14 protein-coding genes and 2 tRNA genes are annotated in these 17,352 nt (G+C 51.4%); 3 read left to right on the top strand and 13 right to left on the bottom strand.

Annotated elements, in window-relative coordinates; all coding sequences use genetic code 11:
* The first annotated feature begins 216 nt into the window (after nt 1-216).
* Entirely contained in the window at nt 217-1,137 is a 921-nt protein-coding gene (locus AC286M_RS34405; RefSeq protein WP_488208685.1) for a mechanosensitive ion channel family protein, read from the top strand.
* Between the two features lie 171 nt (nt 1,138-1,308).
* On the opposite strand, the gene ftsH3 is transcribed toward AC286M_RS34405, so the two are convergent.
* The 8 genes from ftsH3 to AC286M_RS34365 form a co-directional block, all read right to left on the bottom strand.
* Nucleotides 1,309-3,153: an ATP-dependent zinc metalloprotease FtsH3 gene (ftsH3, locus tag AC286M_RS34400; protein WP_488208684.1), complete on the bottom strand. Its 1,845-nt coding sequence runs from the start codon at nt 3,151-3,153 to the stop codon at nt 1,309-1,311.
* A 181-nt stretch (nt 3,154-3,334) separates the two neighbouring features.
* The gene (locus AC286M_RS34395; RefSeq protein WP_488208683.1) at nt 3,335-4,204 is read right to left on the bottom strand and encodes an aminotransferase class IV; all 870 of its coding nucleotides are present in this window, start codon (nt 4,202-4,204) and stop codon (nt 3,335-3,337) included.
* 17 nt (nt 4,205-4,221) lie between these two features.
* Nucleotides 4,222-4,761: a hypothetical protein gene (locus tag AC286M_RS34390; protein WP_488208682.1), complete on the bottom strand. Its 540-nt coding sequence runs from the start codon at nt 4,759-4,761 to the stop codon at nt 4,222-4,224.
* A 78-nt stretch (nt 4,762-4,839) separates the two neighbouring features.
* Nucleotides 4,840-4,911 (bottom strand) — tRNA-Thr (locus AC286M_RS34385).
* Nucleotides 4,912-4,921: 10 nt separating this feature from the next.
* A tRNA-Tyr gene (locus AC286M_RS34380) sits at nt 4,922-5,003 on the bottom strand.
* 339 nt (nt 5,004-5,342) lie between these two features.
* Complete coding sequence (locus AC286M_RS34375) at nt 5,343-6,734, bottom strand: DUF1822 family protein (protein ID WP_488208681.1); 1,392 nt, start codon at nt 6,732-6,734, stop codon at nt 5,343-5,345.
* Nucleotides 6,731-8,140, bottom strand: a complete 1,410-nt coding sequence (locus AC286M_RS34370; RefSeq protein ID WP_488208680.1) for a hypothetical protein — start codon at nt 8,138-8,140, stop codon at nt 6,731-6,733. Before AC286M_RS34370 ends, AC286M_RS34375 begins: the two co-directional genes overlap by 4 nt.
* A 7-nt stretch (nt 8,141-8,147) precedes the next feature.
* Nucleotides 8,148-8,297: a hypothetical protein gene (locus AC286M_RS34365; protein WP_488208679.1), complete on the bottom strand. Its 150-nt coding sequence runs from the start codon at nt 8,295-8,297 to the stop codon at nt 8,148-8,150.
* A 386-nt stretch (nt 8,298-8,683) separates the two neighbouring features.
* Here AC286M_RS34365 and AC286M_RS34360 point away from each other — a divergent pair, with 386 nt between their 5' ends.
* Both AC286M_RS34360 and AC286M_RS34355 read left to right on the top strand, forming a co-directional pair.
* A complete protein-coding gene (locus AC286M_RS34360; protein ID WP_488208678.1) occupies nt 8,684-9,652 on the top strand; it encodes a CobW family GTP-binding protein in 969 nt (322 codons plus the stop codon).
* On the top strand, nt 9,649-10,734 hold the full coding sequence (locus tag AC286M_RS34355; protein ID WP_488208677.1) for a WD40 repeat domain-containing protein: 1,086 nt from the start codon (nt 9,649-9,651) through the stop codon (nt 10,732-10,734). Before AC286M_RS34360 ends, AC286M_RS34355 begins: the two co-directional genes overlap by 4 nt.
* Before the next feature lie 108 nt (nt 10,735-10,842).
* Here AC286M_RS34355 and AC286M_RS34350 read toward each other — a convergent pair whose 3' ends face one another.
* From AC286M_RS34350 to AC286M_RS34330, 5 genes are all read right to left on the bottom strand, one after another.
* Nucleotides 10,843-12,435: a hybrid sensor histidine kinase/response regulator gene (locus tag AC286M_RS34350; protein ID WP_488208676.1), complete on the bottom strand. Its 1,593-nt coding sequence runs from the start codon at nt 12,433-12,435 to the stop codon at nt 10,843-10,845.
* A gap of 2 nt (nt 12,436-12,437) precedes the next feature.
* Nucleotides 12,438-15,167: a PAS domain S-box protein gene (locus AC286M_RS34345; RefSeq protein WP_488208675.1), complete on the bottom strand. Its 2,730-nt coding sequence runs from the start codon at nt 15,165-15,167 to the stop codon at nt 12,438-12,440.
* Between the two features lie 141 nt (nt 15,168-15,308).
* Nucleotides 15,309-15,809, bottom strand: a complete 501-nt coding sequence (locus tag AC286M_RS34340; RefSeq protein ID WP_488204684.1) for a transposase — start codon at nt 15,807-15,809, stop codon at nt 15,309-15,311.
* Between the two features lie 44 nt (nt 15,810-15,853).
* A complete protein-coding gene (locus tag AC286M_RS34335; RefSeq protein ID WP_488204683.1) occupies nt 15,854-16,162 on the bottom strand; it encodes a transposase in 309 nt (102 codons plus the stop codon).
* Nucleotides 16,163-16,274: 112 nt separating this feature from the next.
* Nucleotides 16,275-17,084, bottom strand: coding sequence for an HAD family hydrolase (locus AC286M_RS34330; RefSeq protein ID WP_488208674.1), 810 nt, complete (start codon nt 17,082-17,084; stop codon nt 16,275-16,277).
* Nucleotides 17,085-17,352: the final 268 nt, after the last annotated feature.

Raw genomic sequence — 17,352 nt, 5'->3', positions numbered from 1 at the left:
GATGCGCTATGGGTCATCGGAGTGAATATTCTTTCCCAAAGCAGATACGCGCAACGGCAAGGTGGCGTATTGTCGTTGCATTCATTACCTTAGTAGGAACACTGTGACGGCCAGTTGCGATCGCAAATCCTTTGCAAACTTGTGATGCAAAACTGCGATCGCGCACATCCGTTTTTGCTGTCTTCAGCGTATATCTGACGAATTCTAGCGAAATCTGTGAATGAATCCTCGCCTAACGATTTAATCCAAACCATTTACGATAGTCTACTGGACTTATTAGATGGAGGGATTAAGTTCCTGCCTGCACTGCTGCTGGCGATTTTTATTGTTGCCCTGACGATTTATCTCGTGGGCATGGTGCGACGTATCGCCAAAGCTACGTCTGAGAAGTTTCTCGATAACCGCTCGTTGCAGTCTTTAATGGTGCAAATTGCGGTCGTGGCAACGTGGGCCAGCGGTATCTTGTTAGCCTGTATTGTCATTTTTCCAGAATTGGGGTTGGGCGATATTATCGGGCTACTTGGTTTAAGTTCAGTCGCCATTGGTTTTGCGTTTAAGGACATTGCCCAGAACTTCTTGGCCGGAATCTTGCTCCTGCTGAATGAGCCGTTTCAACTCAACGATCAGATTCTGGTCGAGGATTTTGAAGGCACGGTAGAAGCGATTAATATCCGCTCGACCGAAATTCGTACCTATCAGGGTGAGCGAATCGTCATTCCCAATTCGGTCGTGTTCACCAGTGCCGTGCGCGTATTGACGGATTTGCCCCATCGTCGAACGGATTTAGCGATTGGACTCGACTACAACACGCCGCTGGAACGGGCGCGTCAGATCCTGCTAATGGCGCTCCCGGATGTAGACGGTGTTCTGTCAACGCCAGCGCCAGAGGTGGATTTGGTGGGCTTTGGTGAAAGCTCAATTGATTTTGTGGTGCGCTACTGGACAAAGCCGCAAAAGGTGCATGTGCGACAAATTCAGTCTAGTGTGGTGATTGCGCTGAAGAAAGCCTGCGACGAGGCCGATTTCAATATTCCTTATCCGATTCGGACACTTTACTATTTCAATCAAGAAAAGTTCGACGACCACTACACTAAGGATGCGATCGCAAACGCCAACGGCTCATCCGCTAATCGCTAAATCGTAATTGTTCAACCAAATCTAGATTGAAAAGTGGAGTTTTCCCTGGGGAAAACTCCACTTTTCAATCCTGTTGGGGTTTAGAGGGCTATTTATGAGTAAAGGCGACGCATGTGCGCCGCCTTATCCTCAAATTGAACGTTTAGAAATGCAGGGTTGCAACTTATGCGATTATGCGATCGCAGCTACGCTGACATCACTCTCATTGAGCAACTGCTGTAGTTCCTCTGCATCAACCGTTTCTTTCTCAACCAGCATCTCAGACAAGTGATCTAGAACCGTCCGGTTTTCGGTCAGAACCTGCTTGGCGCGGCGATAGGCTTGCTCAACTAGGTTGCGCACCTCGTCGTCAATGGCTGCTGCGGTTTCCTCAGAGAAGTCGCGCTCAGAGTTGATATCGCGACCCAGGAACATATTGCCCTGCTGACGACCCAGCGCCACGGGGCCAAGCCGATCGCTCATCCCGAAGCGAGTTACCATCTGACGCGCTACCCGCGCCACCTGCTGGAGGTCATTGGAAGCTCCCGTGGTCACTTCTTCCTCACCGAAGACAATCTCTTCAGCGATCCGGCCACCAAGTGCAACCGCCATCTGATTTTGCAGATAGGAGCGAGAGTATAAACCGGAATCCATCCGATCTTCGCTGGGGGTGAACCAAGTCAGACCACCAGCCCGACCGCGAGGAATGATGCTGATTTTTTGTACAGGATCATAGTCCGGCATCAGAGCACCAACTAAAGCGTGACCCGCTTCGTGATAAGCCACCAGCTGCTTGCGCTTTTCGCTCATCACTCGGTCTTTCTTCTCTGGCCCAGCCAGTACGCGATCAATCGCGTCGTTGACTTCATCCATTGAAATTTCGGTCAGATTGCGACGAGCCGCCAGGATAGCTGCTTCGTTGAGCAAGTTAGCCAAGTCAGCACCCGTGAAACCAGGTGTCCGACGAGCAATCTTGTCGAGGTCTACGTCCTTCGCAAACGTCTTGCCGCGAGCATGAACGGTCAGGATCTCAGAGCGACCTGCATAGTCGGGACGATCAACCACCACTTGACGGTCGAAACGTCCGGGACGGAGCAGTGCGGCGTCGAGCACATCGGGACGGTTGGTTGCGGCAATAATGATAATGCCAGTATTGCCTTCAAAGCCGTCCATTTCGGTCAGCAACTGGTTGAGCGTTTGCTCCCGCTCATCGTTACCGCCGCCGAGACCTGCACCCCGTTGACGACCAACGGCGTCAATTTCATCAATAAAGACGATACAGGGCGCATTGGACTTCGCTTGTTCAAACAGGTCGCGGACACGGGACGCACCCACACCGACGAACATTTCAACAAACTCAGAACCAGAAATTGAGAAGAAGGGAACGCCTGCTTCACCCGCTACAGCTTTAGCTAGCAGTGTTTTACCTGTTCCTGGCGGGCCCACTAGGAGTACGCCCTTAGGAATCTTCGCGCCGACTGCAGTGAAGCGATCGGCATTTTTGAGGAAGTCTACAACTTCAGTCAGCTCAAGCTTGGCCTGTTCAATTCCGGCCACGTCGCCGAACGTTACCTGAGTTTGTGGCTCCATCTGAACCCGTGCTTTGGATTTCCCAAAGTTCATGGCCTGACTGCCAGGGCCACTTTGAGCACGGCGAAGGACAAAGAACAGAACAACCAGCAGCAGAAAGGGAATCAATAACGTGCTGAGCACTCGTGCCCAGACGTTTTCATCCTGCTGTGGCTGAACAACGATATCAACGTCGTTAGCAGTCAAAATATCAATCAGCTCAGGGTCGTTCGGCAAGTTAACCGTGACGCGACCTGTGCCATCGGGATTGGTGAACTGAGCGGTCTGCTTATCAGAACTGATGCTGACGCGCTCGATTTGGCCTTGCTCAACTGCATTGACAAATTGAGGGCTATATGACCAAGTGGTGACCTCTTGACGAGGACTATCGAAGAGTGCTGTTGCCAAGGCGATGACAACAACTGCGAGAAGAGCGTAGAGCCCTGCATTTCTCCATCGTTTGTTCACTGGAGCTAATCCTCCTATGAATATTCAGCTCTTGAGGGCTTTATCCGAATGATGTTATAGCGCTAGCTGCCTGGGTCAGGAGTGTATTGGTGAGTGGCTCCGCCACTCGCAGCTCATCTCCGTCCTAAAACAGCAATTGCCATATCCGAATATTAATGATGTTAACTAATATTAACTTAGATCAGAATTTCTCGCTTTGCCCGTGAACGTAGAGATTCCTTAAGATCTTGATAGCAGTGTGTTTGGGGTCATAGGACTGATACTGATCATTTCTGAGAACAGTGTGAATCGGCATCAGTTGGACAATGCTATTAGTGTAGACCACGGCTTCAAATTCGACTGTCCGCTGGGCTGACCAAGGTTCTTCTCGTACCGTTTGCCCGGTGGCTTTGAGTAAATGGATTAAGTGCGATCGCACAATTCCCGGCAAAATTCCAGCCCTCAGCGGCGGCGTCCACCAGCAGCCATCTTTCCAGCCCCAGAGATTGCCTGTACTGGTTTCCAGCCAGTCGCCCGCATCGTTAACCAAAATGGCTTCTTGACATCCCTGCGCTAGAGCTGTCTGTCGCGCTAGCCAGCAGGGTAAGTAATTGCCAGTTTTATGCTCAGGTAGCCAGCGCTGATACGGCTTTCCCTCTGCAATCCATGCCGTAACACCCTGCTGCTGGCGCTGTTCCAGATCCGCAGGTAGATTGCGACCCGTAACTAATTCTTTACCATCCGGAAAAATTGCCAGACGCAGGACGGGATAATCGGCAGCCAAAATTGAAGCACCCTGCTCGATTTGGGACCAATTCGATGGTGACCAATTAAAGAATTGAACAGATTGTTGAATGCGATCGCAGTGAGCCGACCAGTGCGTGAGCGGATGAGACAGCGATTGGTTGTAAACCCGCAGCGTCGTAAAGACGGTTGCGCCATAGAGCCAACCTGGATCATTAACCGGAATCAGACCGTTACCTAATTGAACGGATTGAGCTTGTTCAGAAACGAATTGCTCGACTGACCGATCAACAACTAACTGTCCATCTATCCAGCACCGCTGAGCCATCACACCTGATCCACCAATCAAGGCCCATATTCAATAGCCACATCACCAACAGCAGTTACTCTGCGCCTACGGTCGTACTGCAAAGCGTCTGCCCCAATTTGCACAATGCCTCCACTACGGTTGTACGCAACAGGTGTATCGCCGAGAGCAACCAGCCAACCCGCATCGTTATAGGTCACGGCTTGATCACCAATCTGCACAATCTGCCCTTGGTCGCTGTACGTGATCGCATCATCACCAATTCGCTGAATCCGATCCTGAGCGTCGTACTGAATCACCGTCGGGCCAATTTTGAAGATCCGAGAATCAAAGTCGTATCCAACTGGGCTCTGATCAACGCGCAAGGTGCGCTCGGACAGCTGATCCGTGACAAGTAAAATCTTTACGGCATCCGTTTGAGCAATATTAGAACCACCGCCTGCAATCTGCGATCGCACATCGCAACCACTCAAACTGAAAATACAGAGAATAAAAATTGCGATCGCGCCATGTTGCAAACGCGCACCGCCACATATCAAAGCATTCATCAAACCACGCATAGCAATGGATGGCTTCAATCCCGATTATCCTGAAGCTTAACACCACAAAAGCCGCGATTATCAAGCTGACCAGATCGCAAATTAGGCTTCGTTAAAAGCCCGTGACGAGGATTGAACTCGTGACCTCACCCTTACCAAGGGTGCGCTCTACCACTGAGCTACACGGGCGGGACGCGCATGGGCCGAGCTGGATTCGAACCAGCGTAGGCATAGCCAGCGGATTTACAGTCCGCCCCCATTAACCACTCGGGCATCGACCCGCGTTTGTCCAACGGATATTGATATTAACACAACCGCGAGCCGGTTTCTAGAACTTTTTCCAAAAAACTGCATTTTTTTCACGATCACCCATCAATGCCACACTGCGAAGACGGTAACGTTTGCTTATACTATTGCCCCAAAAGCTTATTACAAAACAATTTCAGCGTTTGAAGCAGTAAGGAGCGAGCGGCTGTAAAGACTGTAGACGGCTGCAACGACTAAACCCTAAAACCCAGAACCCAGAACCCAGTACCCAGAACCCACCAATCCTCAGCACTCAGTGCTCAGTCCCTAGTCCCCAGCACTCAAAATTCTCTTCCCCCACCTTGATGCTTGTCCTAATTCACATTCGGCAGGTAGGTCAAAGGTGGCAGCGTAATTAGGGTGCCGTCCATAAAATCAACTGTGACCCAGAACTGTTCAGCCTGCTCACCGATGACTTGGGCATAGAGATATTGTTCGCGATTCGCCTCTAGAGTTTGATCGGAAAGGGTTTGCACGTTGTCTCGTACCATAACTCGCAGAGTCTCAGGCAAGCTGACATCGGGGTGATGACCAGCGACCACTAGCATCGTCCATTCAGTCAGCGTCGTCTCATCGCTGGGGCTAACTGGCCAGGTGATGAGATAGAGCCGAATTCCCTCACGTCCCCACTTGAGGTCTTTGTAAGCGCCCCGCGCTGCGTCTGGAATATTAAGCCCCTGCTGATCTAGAGCTGTTGCGATCGCATCAATGCCTTGATCGGTGGCAATCGATCGCATACCGAGCGCTGGCGTCAGCGTTGGCATCAGCAACCAGTTAAATTCCTGCGAAACCTGATCTAAGCGATCGCGCAGCCAATTGGCAACGTTAATCACGGGGTTAGCGAGACTCGCTGCAGGCAATTGATTGGCGATTGGTTCGGCTACTGCGACAGCAGTTGTTGCAGTTCTTGCAGTATGAGTAGCAGCAGTTGCTGTCGCTGCCGCCTCGATAGACTGGCACTGGTACAGCAATTGCAGCAGTTCCGGTGACTGCAGCAAGACTTGTCCTTCTGCCCAGGTGAGCCGATCCCAAGGCTGTATGGTCTGCGTTTGCCAATCAGCGGCCAACTGTTGGAGTCGTTGACGCAGTGCAGCTTGGTCGGCTGAAGCGACGGTGATGGGTGCAGGTAGTGGCAGCTTGGCTAGCTGGCCGAGCCGCAGCTGGAGCAGGAAGTGATCAACATCAGCATCAAACCAGTTCAGCGGTAATGGATACGTCCAGTCCGGCTGAGCAGATAGCTCGCTCTGATGCTGCATGAGTTGAGATCGCAGCAAGTAACCTGCAACCCGGACTTGCTCCTGCTCTTCTAGCACCTCAACCAGGACGTAAGCGTGAGGCGCGAAGTTGGGCAAATCTACTACTGCACGAGGCACCGTCACAACCGCATCGTCAATTTGGCCGTTGGTAATCACACATAGCCGCACCCCGTTCACCTCAAGGCCAGAGACGGCATCTACAACATTGGCCACTGCCGGATTCCATGCCGAGGCTGGTTCTAGCTGCATCGGTAACTCAGCCGCCCGCTCCTCTAGCCACTGGGTCAAGCCAGCGAGGGCCAACTGATGCAGATACACAGACCAGCGCTGATCCAGATGGGGAATGGCCTCACACTGCTGTGCTGCTGTTGCGAACTGTTCAGCAGATAGTGCGATCGCACTCAGCGGCAGGAGGTGATAATCCAAACTATCCGTGAATGATGCGTTCATGAGGCTAGGCTCCGGGTATCAAGATGTTGGCAGAGTTTACGGGCGAAGAGATTTTGAAACGGCTGGTCGCGGTTGGCACTGGCCTCCAGTTCCGCTTCCTGCATCAGTTCGGTCAGTTGATGATCAATGGCGACTTCAATATTTTGCTGAAGCGTTGAGGCCGTTTGGGCAGATTGCTCGGTCGCGAATCGCCGAGCCTGCTCCAAAACGCGATCGCGCAGCAAGAGAAACAACCGCTGCTGGATGTCAGCCCGAAATTCTTTGAGCTTCAGCAGACGCGTCACCTGGTACTGCTGCTTTAGTCCTACTTGGTGGGCAATTTGGCCCATCGCCTGTCCCCGACAGTGAAAAAGCTGGAGCGCTGTGAGAAACTGCTGGTCAGCCGGAGACTTGCGTCGTTGGAGATACTGAATGCGATCGCACGTCACTTCGGCAATCACCTGTTCTAAGCACTGTTCAAACTGCTGGCGGTAGAACTGCAGAAACTGATACTCCACTTCATCTTCTGGCGATTCCGAGGCTTGCAGACGCTTAGCTTCCCGCGCAACTTCCGGCTGATCCAAGGATTCCAGGGGCGATGAGCCACCCCGAACGGCAATCCGGTATTGGCGCAGCAGGGAGGCAAGAGATTGGAGTTTAGCCAGCGTCAGTTCGGGCGTCAGGGGTGAGGCGTGAGAGGTCAGAAGCTGGGCGATTTCGCGCAGTTGAGTGATGGTGGGTGGAGTGCAGCGTCCGACATTACCCGATTGCCGCTGCTGGATGCGATCGCGTCGATAGACGGCGTGATAGCTCTGCAATAACTGCTCCGAGTTGGCAATTTCCAGTGGTGTCAGCGAGTGAAATTCACCCAGAATGCGCGGCAGCTGGCGCGGACGGGTGTCGTTGAGAATGGCCCAGTCGCTGACCATATAAACGCCTTGTTCCAGCAGGCAGCGATTCAGCTCGCGGTGATTGCGCACTAAGCGAATTGTCCAGGTAGACAAGCTGCCGCGCTCCGGGTCAAAGCTCTGCAAAATTTGCGTAGCAAAGGATTGATACTTCGACGTCGGACGCTCTCGCCCCGACCAAGGATCGGCGGCATCATCCAGCACAAACGGCAGTAGGTCTTTGGCCTTAACACCATGATGACTACCAAATTGGGCTTCGAGCTGGCGGCAAATCTGGCGGATCTGATTCGAAATAAAACAGCGGAGACAACCTTCTGCCCAGTGCTGCTCCTCTGGTTTGCCCTGCTGCATTTGGGACAAGAGTGTACGCTGAATGTCCGAATCAGACATGCGATCGCGATCGCTCCAGTGGGGAAACTGCTGCTGAAAGAAGGTCTTTGCGGCTGAAATTTCAATCACGCTGCACTGCCCCGTGGCATCAAGCTGCACAAACCGCCAATACTTAGATGCGTTCGTCATGGTCACCTTAGGCCAACCCCATCGTTGTTGGCGTGGAGCGGCTTTGACCTGAGTCATTGCGGCTGCCTGTGCTGACCTGTGAACCCATCGCGGTCTGCGGCTGTAAGTTGTCCCCGTGAGAGTGGCTCCCATGATTTGCGTCTGGTTGTCGGTTCATTGGAGTGTATCTCTCCCTCATTTCAACCTATGCAGATTTGTGCGAATTCGCGATCCGTTGGTGATTTAAGTAACTGCATATAAATAAATGCACATCTAAAAAACCGGGGGAGCGCCCCTCCGGGGCGCTCCCCCGGTTTTTTTATTTCTAGATGCGTTTGTTTATGCCAACCTACTTACCAAGTTCAAGCTACGGTATTCCATTAGATTCTATGATCTGGTTCTAATACACAAGGCGGATTCGAATCGCTCAGTTCTACACTCATCGTGCCGTGTTTCTAGCTAGAGGTGCTAGGACAAAATGTCCATGCCGAACTTTTTGACCTATCCAGCGTTGGCGATAATTCCAAACTGTGAGTTTCCCAACGGTTTATAGGTAAAGGCATTATGATAACGACAGCAACAGCGGCAGTGCCAGTCACGGTTCTGACGGGCTATTTGGGGGCAGGCAAGACGACGCTGCTCAATCGCATTTTGACCTATGAGCATGGGAAAAAAGTTGCCGTTATCGTCAACGAGTTCGGCGAAGTGGGCATTGATAATCAGCTCGTAATTGATGCTGACGAAGAAATTTTTGAAATGAACAACGGCTGCATTTGCTGTACAGTGCGGGGTGATTTGATTCGCATTATCGGCAATCTGATGCAGCGGCGGGACAAGTTTGATCATCTGGTGATTGAAACGACGGGGCTGGCCGATCCGGCTCCGGTGATTCAGACCTTTTTTGTGGATGAGGATATCCAGGCGCAGCTGGCGCTGGACGCGGTGATCACCGTTGTCGATGCCAAGCATATTCACCAGCACTGGGAAAGCGATGAGGCGCAGGAGCAGATCGCCTTTGCTGATGTGATTCTGCTGAACAAAGTTGATTTAGTTACGGAAGAGGAACTGGCGGAGCTGGAGCGGCGCATTCTGGATATGAATGCAATGGTGAAGATCTATCGCACCCAGAACTCGGAGTTGCCGATTGAGTCGATTTTGGGTGTGAAAGCGTTTGACCTAGACCGAGCGCTAGAAGTTGATCCAGAGTTCCTCAATGAAGATGCCCATGAGCATGATGAATCGGTCTATTCCTTTGCCATTGTGGAAGAGCAACCGCTGGATAGCGAGAAGCTGAGCGCCTGGGTCAGCGACCTGCTGCAAACCAAAGGCCCAGATATTTTTCGCATGAAGGGGATTCTCAACCTGGCCGGAGAAGCCAACCGCTACGTATTTCAGGGTGTGCATATGATTTTTGATGGTCGCAGCGATCGCAAATGGAAAGCGGATGAACCGCGCCGCAGTGAACTGGTGTTTATTGGCCGTAATTTGAATGAGGACGAACTCCGCCAGGGGTTTCGGGCGTGCCTAGCGTGAAAACAGGATCAGTAAAATTCAGCAAGTCTTGGCGGCACAGTCTGACGGATTATGTGACGGCTCTAGCCTGGTCGCCGGATGGATCATGGCTGGCGGCAGCTTCAGCCGTTGGGGAAGTGGTGCTGATTCCGGTGGCGGATACGGTAGCAGATCCTGGAGGTGCGATCGCACTTCGTTCTGCCGACGATCAGTCCATGAACGCTTTGGGCTTCTCAGCCGATGGTCAATACTTAGCTGCCAGCGGTCAAACTGGAGAAGTCACCGTTTGGCAAGTTGGGCAATCTGGATTTCCAGTTGTGTGGCAACAGTCCTACACCGGAACCTGGATTGACCAGCTCGCGTGGCATCCCGGCCAGAGCCACCTGGCCTATGGTGTCGGTTCGCAAGTGCAGATTTGGGATATTGCCCAAGCTCAGCAAAAAGCCGAATTAGAGTTTGCCGATTCCTCGGTGCTGCATCTGGCTTGGCATCCCGCCGAAGACCTGCTGGCGGTCAGCGGTCACGGTGGTATTAAAATCTGGCAGGGTAATGACTGGGCAGCGGAACCGAAGCCGATTGCCGTACCGGGCGCGAGTCTCCACGTGGCCTGGTCAGCCGATGGTCGCTATCTGGGTTCTGGCAATTTGGATCGGACGCTGACCGTTGCGGAGTGGAATAGTCCGCCGCCCTGGCTAATGCAGGGATTTCCGGGTAAAGTACGGCAAATCGCCTGGTCGCAACCTGTGACAATTTCGGGTTCGCCGCTGATCGCAGCGGCCTGCATGGACGGCGTAACGGTGTGGGAACGGGAGCAAGAGGCGGGTGGCTGGCAGTCGCGAGTCTTGCAGCATCACCGAGAGCGAGTCAACGCGATCGCATTTCAGCCCCACTCACTGTTACTAGCTGCTGCCGGACAGGACGGTATCATAACCCTTTGGCAGAACGGTAAGACATTAGCTCAAACGCTGAAGTTACCGAGCGGTGGCTGTTCAACTTTGGCGTGGCATCCAGCAGGCGACGAATTAGCTGTAGCGGGGACTAATGGTGATATCGTCGTCTGGCAACCCAAGGTGAAGGAAAGAGCGAAGGGATTCGGCGCATAGGGACAAAGCATTCTGCCAGGGAAACATCCCGTAGGGGCGAAGCATTCTGTAGGCACCTTTGATAAAGAATCAAACATTTCAGCAGAATGCTTCGCCCCTACAGGCGGCCTATGAACATGGTTTACAGTCGAGGTTGGTCGGCAGATTCACCGTAAATGTCACCCAGTCTGCGTTGCTGCGAACTGCGATCGCACCGCTTAAATATTGAACAAACTTTTTTACGAGCGCCAACCCCAACCCGGTGCCGCCATGCTTCCAAGGGTCATTCTCAGGAATGCGATAAAACGGGTCGAATATCGAGGATAACTGATCATTCGCAATGCTCGCTCCCGAATTGCGCATGATGATTTGGACAGCCGCACCAGCAGGCAATTCAGCTTCTGTTAGTTGAGCAATGACCTGAATTTGGTGTTCCGGTGGTGTGTATTTGCAGGCATTGTTGAGCAGTTCTGAGACAATGCGCGTCAGGCTAGGCACATCGGTGACGATCGGCGGCAGATCGGCGGCAACATCAACCGTCAACGTTTGCTGCTGCGCACGAGCACGAACTTGAAACGTCTCCACCACGTGGGGCAGCCAGTCTTGCAGGCGAATCACAGTGGGGTCTAGCGGATAGGCTTCGGCGTCCAGCGATCGCATATCGAGCAGATCATTGACCAGCTTCAGTTCCTGATCGCACTGTTCTCGCAAAACGTTCAGATAGCGGGTAATGGCTTCTGAATCCGGAAGCTGATCCAAGGAGCAAGCTCCCTGCTGCTTTAAAACCGTTTCCAACATACAAATCGCCAGTTTGATGCTAGAGAGTGGTGTCCGGAGTTCGTGAGACGTGGTGGCCAAAAAATCATCCTTGAGCTGATTTAGTCGCTCCAGCTCCTGCATTTGAGCTTCTAGCTGCATCGCGCGTTCAGTCGCTAAATTTCGCTCTTCTAGCAATCGCCGCCGGGTATCATCCCGAAACACCATGACCGCTCCCATGATTGCCCCCTCCAGGTTTTTCAGCGGAGCCGCACTATCGGCAACCGGAATCGTCGTTCCATCCCGTTTGATCAAGAGCGTATGGCCTTCAAGATAAACGGTGGCATTCCGCTGCAAGGCTGCAACAAGAGGGTTGTCTAGCGGAGCCTGCGTTGATTCGTCAATAAACCGAACAACATCCGTCACTAAGTGTTGCGTGGCATTGTCCAATGGCCACCCCGTTAGCGATTCAGCCACTGGGTTGAGATACTGAATCCGACACTGGGGATCAGCCACCACCACTCCGTCGCCCATGCCCTGCAAGACTGTTGACAAAAACTGCTCTCGTCCGTGGCGATTGAGCGCCGTTTGAATCGCGACATACAGCTCTTTTTCGCGGACGGGTTTTAGAATGTAACCAAAGGGAAAGGTAAGGGTAGCCCGTTCAACCGTACTTTTATCGGAATGTCCGGTAACGTAGATAACAGGAATTTGCAGTCGGTTCCAAATCTCTTCAGCGGCTTGGATGCCATCCATTTCGCCACGTAGGCGGATATCCATCAGCACTAAATCAGGGCGCAGTTCAGTTGCTTTTGCGATCGCATCTTCCGCTGTATCAGCAATCTCTAGAACCGCATAGCTCATTGATTCCAATGTTTCTTGCAAATTAATAGCCAGAATATATTCGTCTTCAACAATCAGAATCCGAACAACCGTCGTATCCTCTTCTACAATCCGACTTGTCATAACTATATTTTTGTCTCTTTAAAGGAAATTTTGAACTCAGTGCCCTGGTGATTGTTGATCTCTAGCAATCCCTGCATCTGCTTCACCAGTCCCTGCACTAACATCATGCCAAGGGTTTTCGCTGTCTGAATATCGAGATCGGCGGGTAATCCAATGCCATTGTCGCGAACAATCAGCGTAAAGCGATGAGACGGAGTAGCTGCAGACGAGGCAGCGGGTTCGGACGATGAGAGATCGGACGCAGCGGCTTGATAGAACTTGATCTGGATTTCACCTGTGCGTCCATCTGGAAAAGCGTATTTCAGGGCATTAGAAACCAGTTCATTGATGATTAGGCCACAGGGAATAGCCGTATCGATATCTAAACCAATCTCCTCAACCTGTAGACTCAGCTCAATGTGCTGGGCGTTAATGTTGTAGGCATCAAACAAATAAACCGTCAGGTCTTGAATGTACTGCGTAAAGTTGATATTGGCCAGATCTTTCGACCGATATAGCTTCTCATGTACCAAAGCGATGGAATGCACCCGGTTTTGGCTATCGCGCAGCACGGCATACGCTTGGGCATCGAGAGTGCGGCGAGCCTGCATTTGCAAGAGACTGCTGACAATGCCCAAGTTATTTTTCACCCGGTGGTGAATTTCTTTCAGCAAGACCTCTTTTTCTTTAAGTGACGTTTCGATCTGTTCCTGCGTTTGCTTGCGTTCAGTGATGTCTTGATGCACGGCCACCATGACGCGACCATATTCAGGGTGATCCAGCACCGAAGTGGTCGCACTGCACCAGAATGGCGTGCCGTCTTTCTTGACGTTGTGGACTTCGTAAGTCGCTTCACCCTCAGCGAGAACCGCTGAACGAATCGCTTGATTGACATCTTCGGCGCTGACGATCTCAGTTGCATAATTAACAATTGAAACGTGCTGACCGTTAAGCTCCCCACCCTCGTAGCCAAACATCTGCTCAAATTTGGGATTGGCGTAAACGATGCGGGCATCATCTGCACTGACCAGACAAATTCCTTCTGCCATATTGCGCGTAATTACGGCCTGTAGCTCTAACTGCTGCTCCGCCAATTTGCGATCGCTAACGTCGATAATCACACCCAACATGCGCAAGGGTTGGTCATCGGCATCATAGACGCCTCGGCCCTTGCCCACCAGCCAATGAATGGTGCCGTCAGGATAAACCACCCGATATTCGGTTTCGTAATCCTGATGCTGATTCAGCGCCGTCAGCAATGTTTGCTCCACCCGCTGGACATCTTCTGGATGAATGGCATCGAGCCAGAGTTGGTAGAGTTCATCAACAGAAACGGTAAGGGACTGTGGTGCTAATCCCAGCAGCCGAAAATGGTTATCATTCCAAATGATTTCTCCCGTCCGCACATTCCAGTCCCAAAGCCCAATATGGTTAAACTCCAGCGTTAACCGTAGCTGTTCTTCACGACTTGCGATCGCAGCTTCGGCCAGTTTGCGATCGGTAACATCTTTAGCAATGAACGAAAATCGGGGGCGTCCACTGATGCTGACGGTAATGGGAGAAATACTGATCGAGAGCCAGCCAGGTCTATCCCGGTCATCGTAATACTGTTCAAATCGGATAGGAGCCTGACACAACTGGGCTTGTCGGTAGCAGTCTAGCCAGTGTTGAACCGCTGCTGGAGATTTTTCGATTTCACTGACAAATCGATTTTGTAGTGCTTCGGGTGTCGTACCTAAAAACTCAGCGGTTGTATGGTTAGCCGAAATATATCGAATATCGTTATCATGCAGTTCCACAATGGCCATCATCATACCGCCGCTGTTGAAGAAACTGCGCAGAGTCGATTCGCTCTCTTGCAGGTCAAGGTTGAGTTGTTGCAGTTCTGCCGTACGCTTTGCCACTCGGCTTTCGAGTTCTTCCTTAATTTGCCGGAGTGCCTCTTCTGCTTGCTGACGTTCGGCTTCGATCCGCTTGCGCTCCGTAATCTCTTCACAAACGGTACTAATTCCAATCACCTGATCACCCTCTTTGAGAGGTAAAAAACTTTCTAACCACGTCCGCTGCACACCCGGTTGAGCTGGAGTTTCACCGCTAATTTCAACATTGAGCAACGGTTCACCCGTTGCCAAAATCGGGCGTAAGAGTTGTTCAGCCGCATCGGCCAGATCGGGCAGTAGCTCTCGAATGGTTCGGCCAATATGAGCGTCTACTGGCAGCCCATTGATTTCTGCCAACCGCTGATTGATCCGCACAAAGCGCAACTCAGTATCCACAACGTTTAGGCCAATGGGCGCAGATCGATAGATCGTCTCAATTTCTGCTAGCTGCTGCTGAAGCTGGCGCTGGCTTTTTTGTAACGCAATTTCCGCTTGTTTCCGCTTAGTGATGTCTTCTGAAAAGATAATAATGCCGCCGATCTCCTGGTTGGTTTGATACCAGGGATGCACTTCCCGGCGAATCCATTGAACACTGCCATCTAATCGTTCGAATCGTTCGACCTCGTATTTTTCAATCGTACCTGTTAGACAACGTTGATGAGTCTGCTTCCACGATTCTGGAATCTCGGGAAAAATATCGTAGTGCGATCGCCCAATAATAGACTCAACCGATTCCAGTCGGTAATCATCAACCCAGCGTTGGCTAGCCATCAGATAGCACATCTGGCGATCGAACATCGCAACACCGCAGGGTGCATACCTCAGGAAGAGATCCAGAATTTCGGCTTGGTTCGATTGGATGTGCTCTGCCATAACGCCTCTCCTGCCGCTTGCTCGAACTGGGTTAGACTACCTTCCTAACAACAGGTATCCCATCTATCCAGCCCAACTTTGATTTGAGCAAACAAAAATAATGTTTGGCAGTCACCTGTCCTATAGAACCCATTTGAGATCTCAAGGAGAGGCAGCAAGGCGCTTAAGCATTAGCCTGACAAAGCAGAGGTTAATTTTGGTCGTGGCGTTGTCCAAGGTTCTCTCAAAGTTCTTAACCAGGATTTTACAGCGCTCCATCCAGGCATTGGAGCGTTCAATCACCCAACGAGCAACCGCCGGAACAAAACCAGATTTCCCTTGTGCGGCCTTTTCTTGCTTGGAGGGCTTAGTTGACAACTGAAACCGGATTTTCGTCATGATCTGGGGATAAATTTTCTCCAGTTCTGTAATGAGAAAATCGATATGATAGCCGTGGTCAAGCAGGATGGTGATCTTGGGAATATTGACCGGTTTTGACTTGAAATAGTCAATGTTCAAGGTCAGCATCTCAATCAATCCGACATCATCGGAAACATTGGCTTTGGTGCAGTGGGTAAAGAAGGGGAACCCCAGCGTATCGACCGCCAGGTGCCGTTTAATCCCATTGGTGGCTTTGTAGAAACAGAACCCTTTGGAGTCCACACTAGCGGTGCAGGTGTTCTTGACCGCTTGTGAATCAATGATGATCAGAGTCGTCCACTTCGATTTTTTTTAACTTGTTCACGGATCTGTTCATGGAGCACTCGCATCAACTCCTCAAACACTCCAGCATTGCGCCACTGTTTGTAGTGCCAATAGACCGTCGAGGAGGGGGGAAGGTCGTTGGGCAAGTCTTCCCAATTACAGCCATTTTTGAGTTGGTACAGAATGCCATCGACGATTGCCCGTTTGCTCCAATTGCACGGTCGGGTTCGCTTTTTCTGGGGTAACATCTGGAGCAACAGCGGTTCAAAAATCTCCCATTCTGTATCACTCAGGCTGCTCGAATAGCTCATCGTTGTTCGGTTTAAGAGGTTTAGCTTCTTCAAGTCTAATTATAAAGATGTCAAATCAGCTCTATAGCTAGCTACCAGAGGCAGGATCGGCAGGATAGCGATCCTATGCAGGTCAAATGACGCGATTCAAATTTTTCGTGTTTCGCAGAATTTGCTGAGCTAGCTCCAGATCAAAATAGGTTTTGGCCACCTGGTTGGCTACTTCTTGGTCGTACACCTGAATCTTAAATGGCTGTTCCAGTTCACCCAGATGATTGATGACTAGTGCAGCCTGGGCAAAATCGTGATGATGGGTGTAATCGTTGAGCGTCACGACGGTGGTTAGACCTGCTGCGATCGCAGCCTGTAAACCCTGAGCAGAATCTTCAAACACCAAACACTGCTCCGGCTGAAGCTGAAGTTTGTCTAGCGCGTACAGATAAATATCCGGCGCGGGCTTCTTGTGGGGCACAATATCCCCGGCAGCGATGACGGTAAACCAGTCCAGGCTCTCGGCCCCCAGCAGGATTTTGAGCAGCGATGTGGCGTTGTCATAGGAACTGGTAGTTGCGATCGCGAGTTGAATCCCTGCGGCTCTTGCTTCCTGCATCAGTCGCAGCACCCCCGGACGCAGGGGAATCAAACCCTGCTCAATCTGTTGCCGATAGTGATGAGTCTTGCGCTTGTGTAAGTGAACCAGCCAGTCCCATTCCGTCTCGAATTCAGCGGGCAGCGCAATATTCAGAGCAGATTGATTGATATAGTGCTGCATTCGCTCTTTCCCACCAGGCACCTCTAGCAGTTGACCATACTGCTCCACCTCCCAAACCCAATCAAGCCCCGCTTCTGCAAAAGTCTGATTAAAGGCCACTCGATGCCCATCCCGCTCAGTTTCGGCAATCGTGCCATCTACATCAAAAATTAGTGCTTTCAACTCTGACATAGTCGCTTTCTACTGACTGACGTTATCCGTAGGGTGGGCGGTGCCCACCTTAATCCAATACTTTCAATTAAACACGCTGAAGTTTAGAGCCAGTTGGGTTGAGCATTGCTCAACCCAACTTACAAAAAGTCTATAGCCAAGTTGCATTGGTTAAGACGTTTTTGTGGCGCGGCTTAGCCGCGCCACAAAAACATCCGTGCCCGAACAAAGCTGACTACCGATAGACAAAAAATCTGTACTCACAAAAACGAAGGAGGCATACGATATA

It is taken from the genome of Thainema salinarum CENA647 (assembly GCF_057732415.1).
Note: the sequence above shows the minus strand (reverse complement) of the source record. Positions and strands in the feature narration are given on the sequence as shown.

What these genes read in the sequence shown, in the direction of transcription:
- AC286M_RS34350 (WP_488208676.1), bottom strand. Translation starts at nt 12,435, where the DNA reads ATGACAAGTCGGATTGTAGAAGAGGATACGACGGTTGTTCGGATTCTG.
- AC286M_RS34335 (WP_488204683.1), bottom strand. Translation starts at nt 16,162, where the DNA reads ATGAGCTATTCGAGCAGCCTGAGTGATACAGAATGGGAGATTTTTGAA.
- AC286M_RS34360 (WP_488208678.1), top strand. Translation starts at nt 8,684, where the DNA reads ATGATAACGACAGCAACAGCGGCAGTGCCAGTCACGGTTCTGACGGGC.
- AC286M_RS34345 (WP_488208675.1), bottom strand. Translation starts at nt 15,167, where the DNA reads ATGGCAGAGCACATCCAATCGAACCAAGCCGAAATTCTGGATCTCTTC.
- AC286M_RS34375 (WP_488208681.1), bottom strand. Translation starts at nt 6,734, where the DNA reads ATGAACGCATCATTCACGGATAGTTTGGATTATCACCTCCTGCCGCTG.
- AC286M_RS34330 (WP_488208674.1), bottom strand. Translation starts at nt 17,084, where the DNA reads ATGTCAGAGTTGAAAGCACTAATTTTTGATGTAGATGGCACGATTGCC.
- AC286M_RS34365 (WP_488208679.1), bottom strand. Translation starts at nt 8,297, where the DNA reads ATGAACCGACAACCAGACGCAAATCATGGGAGCCACTCTCACGGGGAC.
- AC286M_RS34370 (WP_488208680.1), bottom strand. Translation starts at nt 8,140, where the DNA reads ATGACGAACGCATCTAAGTATTGGCGGTTTGTGCAGCTTGATGCCACG.
- AC286M_RS34395 (WP_488208683.1), bottom strand. Translation starts at nt 4,204, where the DNA reads ATGGCTCAGCGGTGCTGGATAGATGGACAGTTAGTTGTTGATCGGTCA.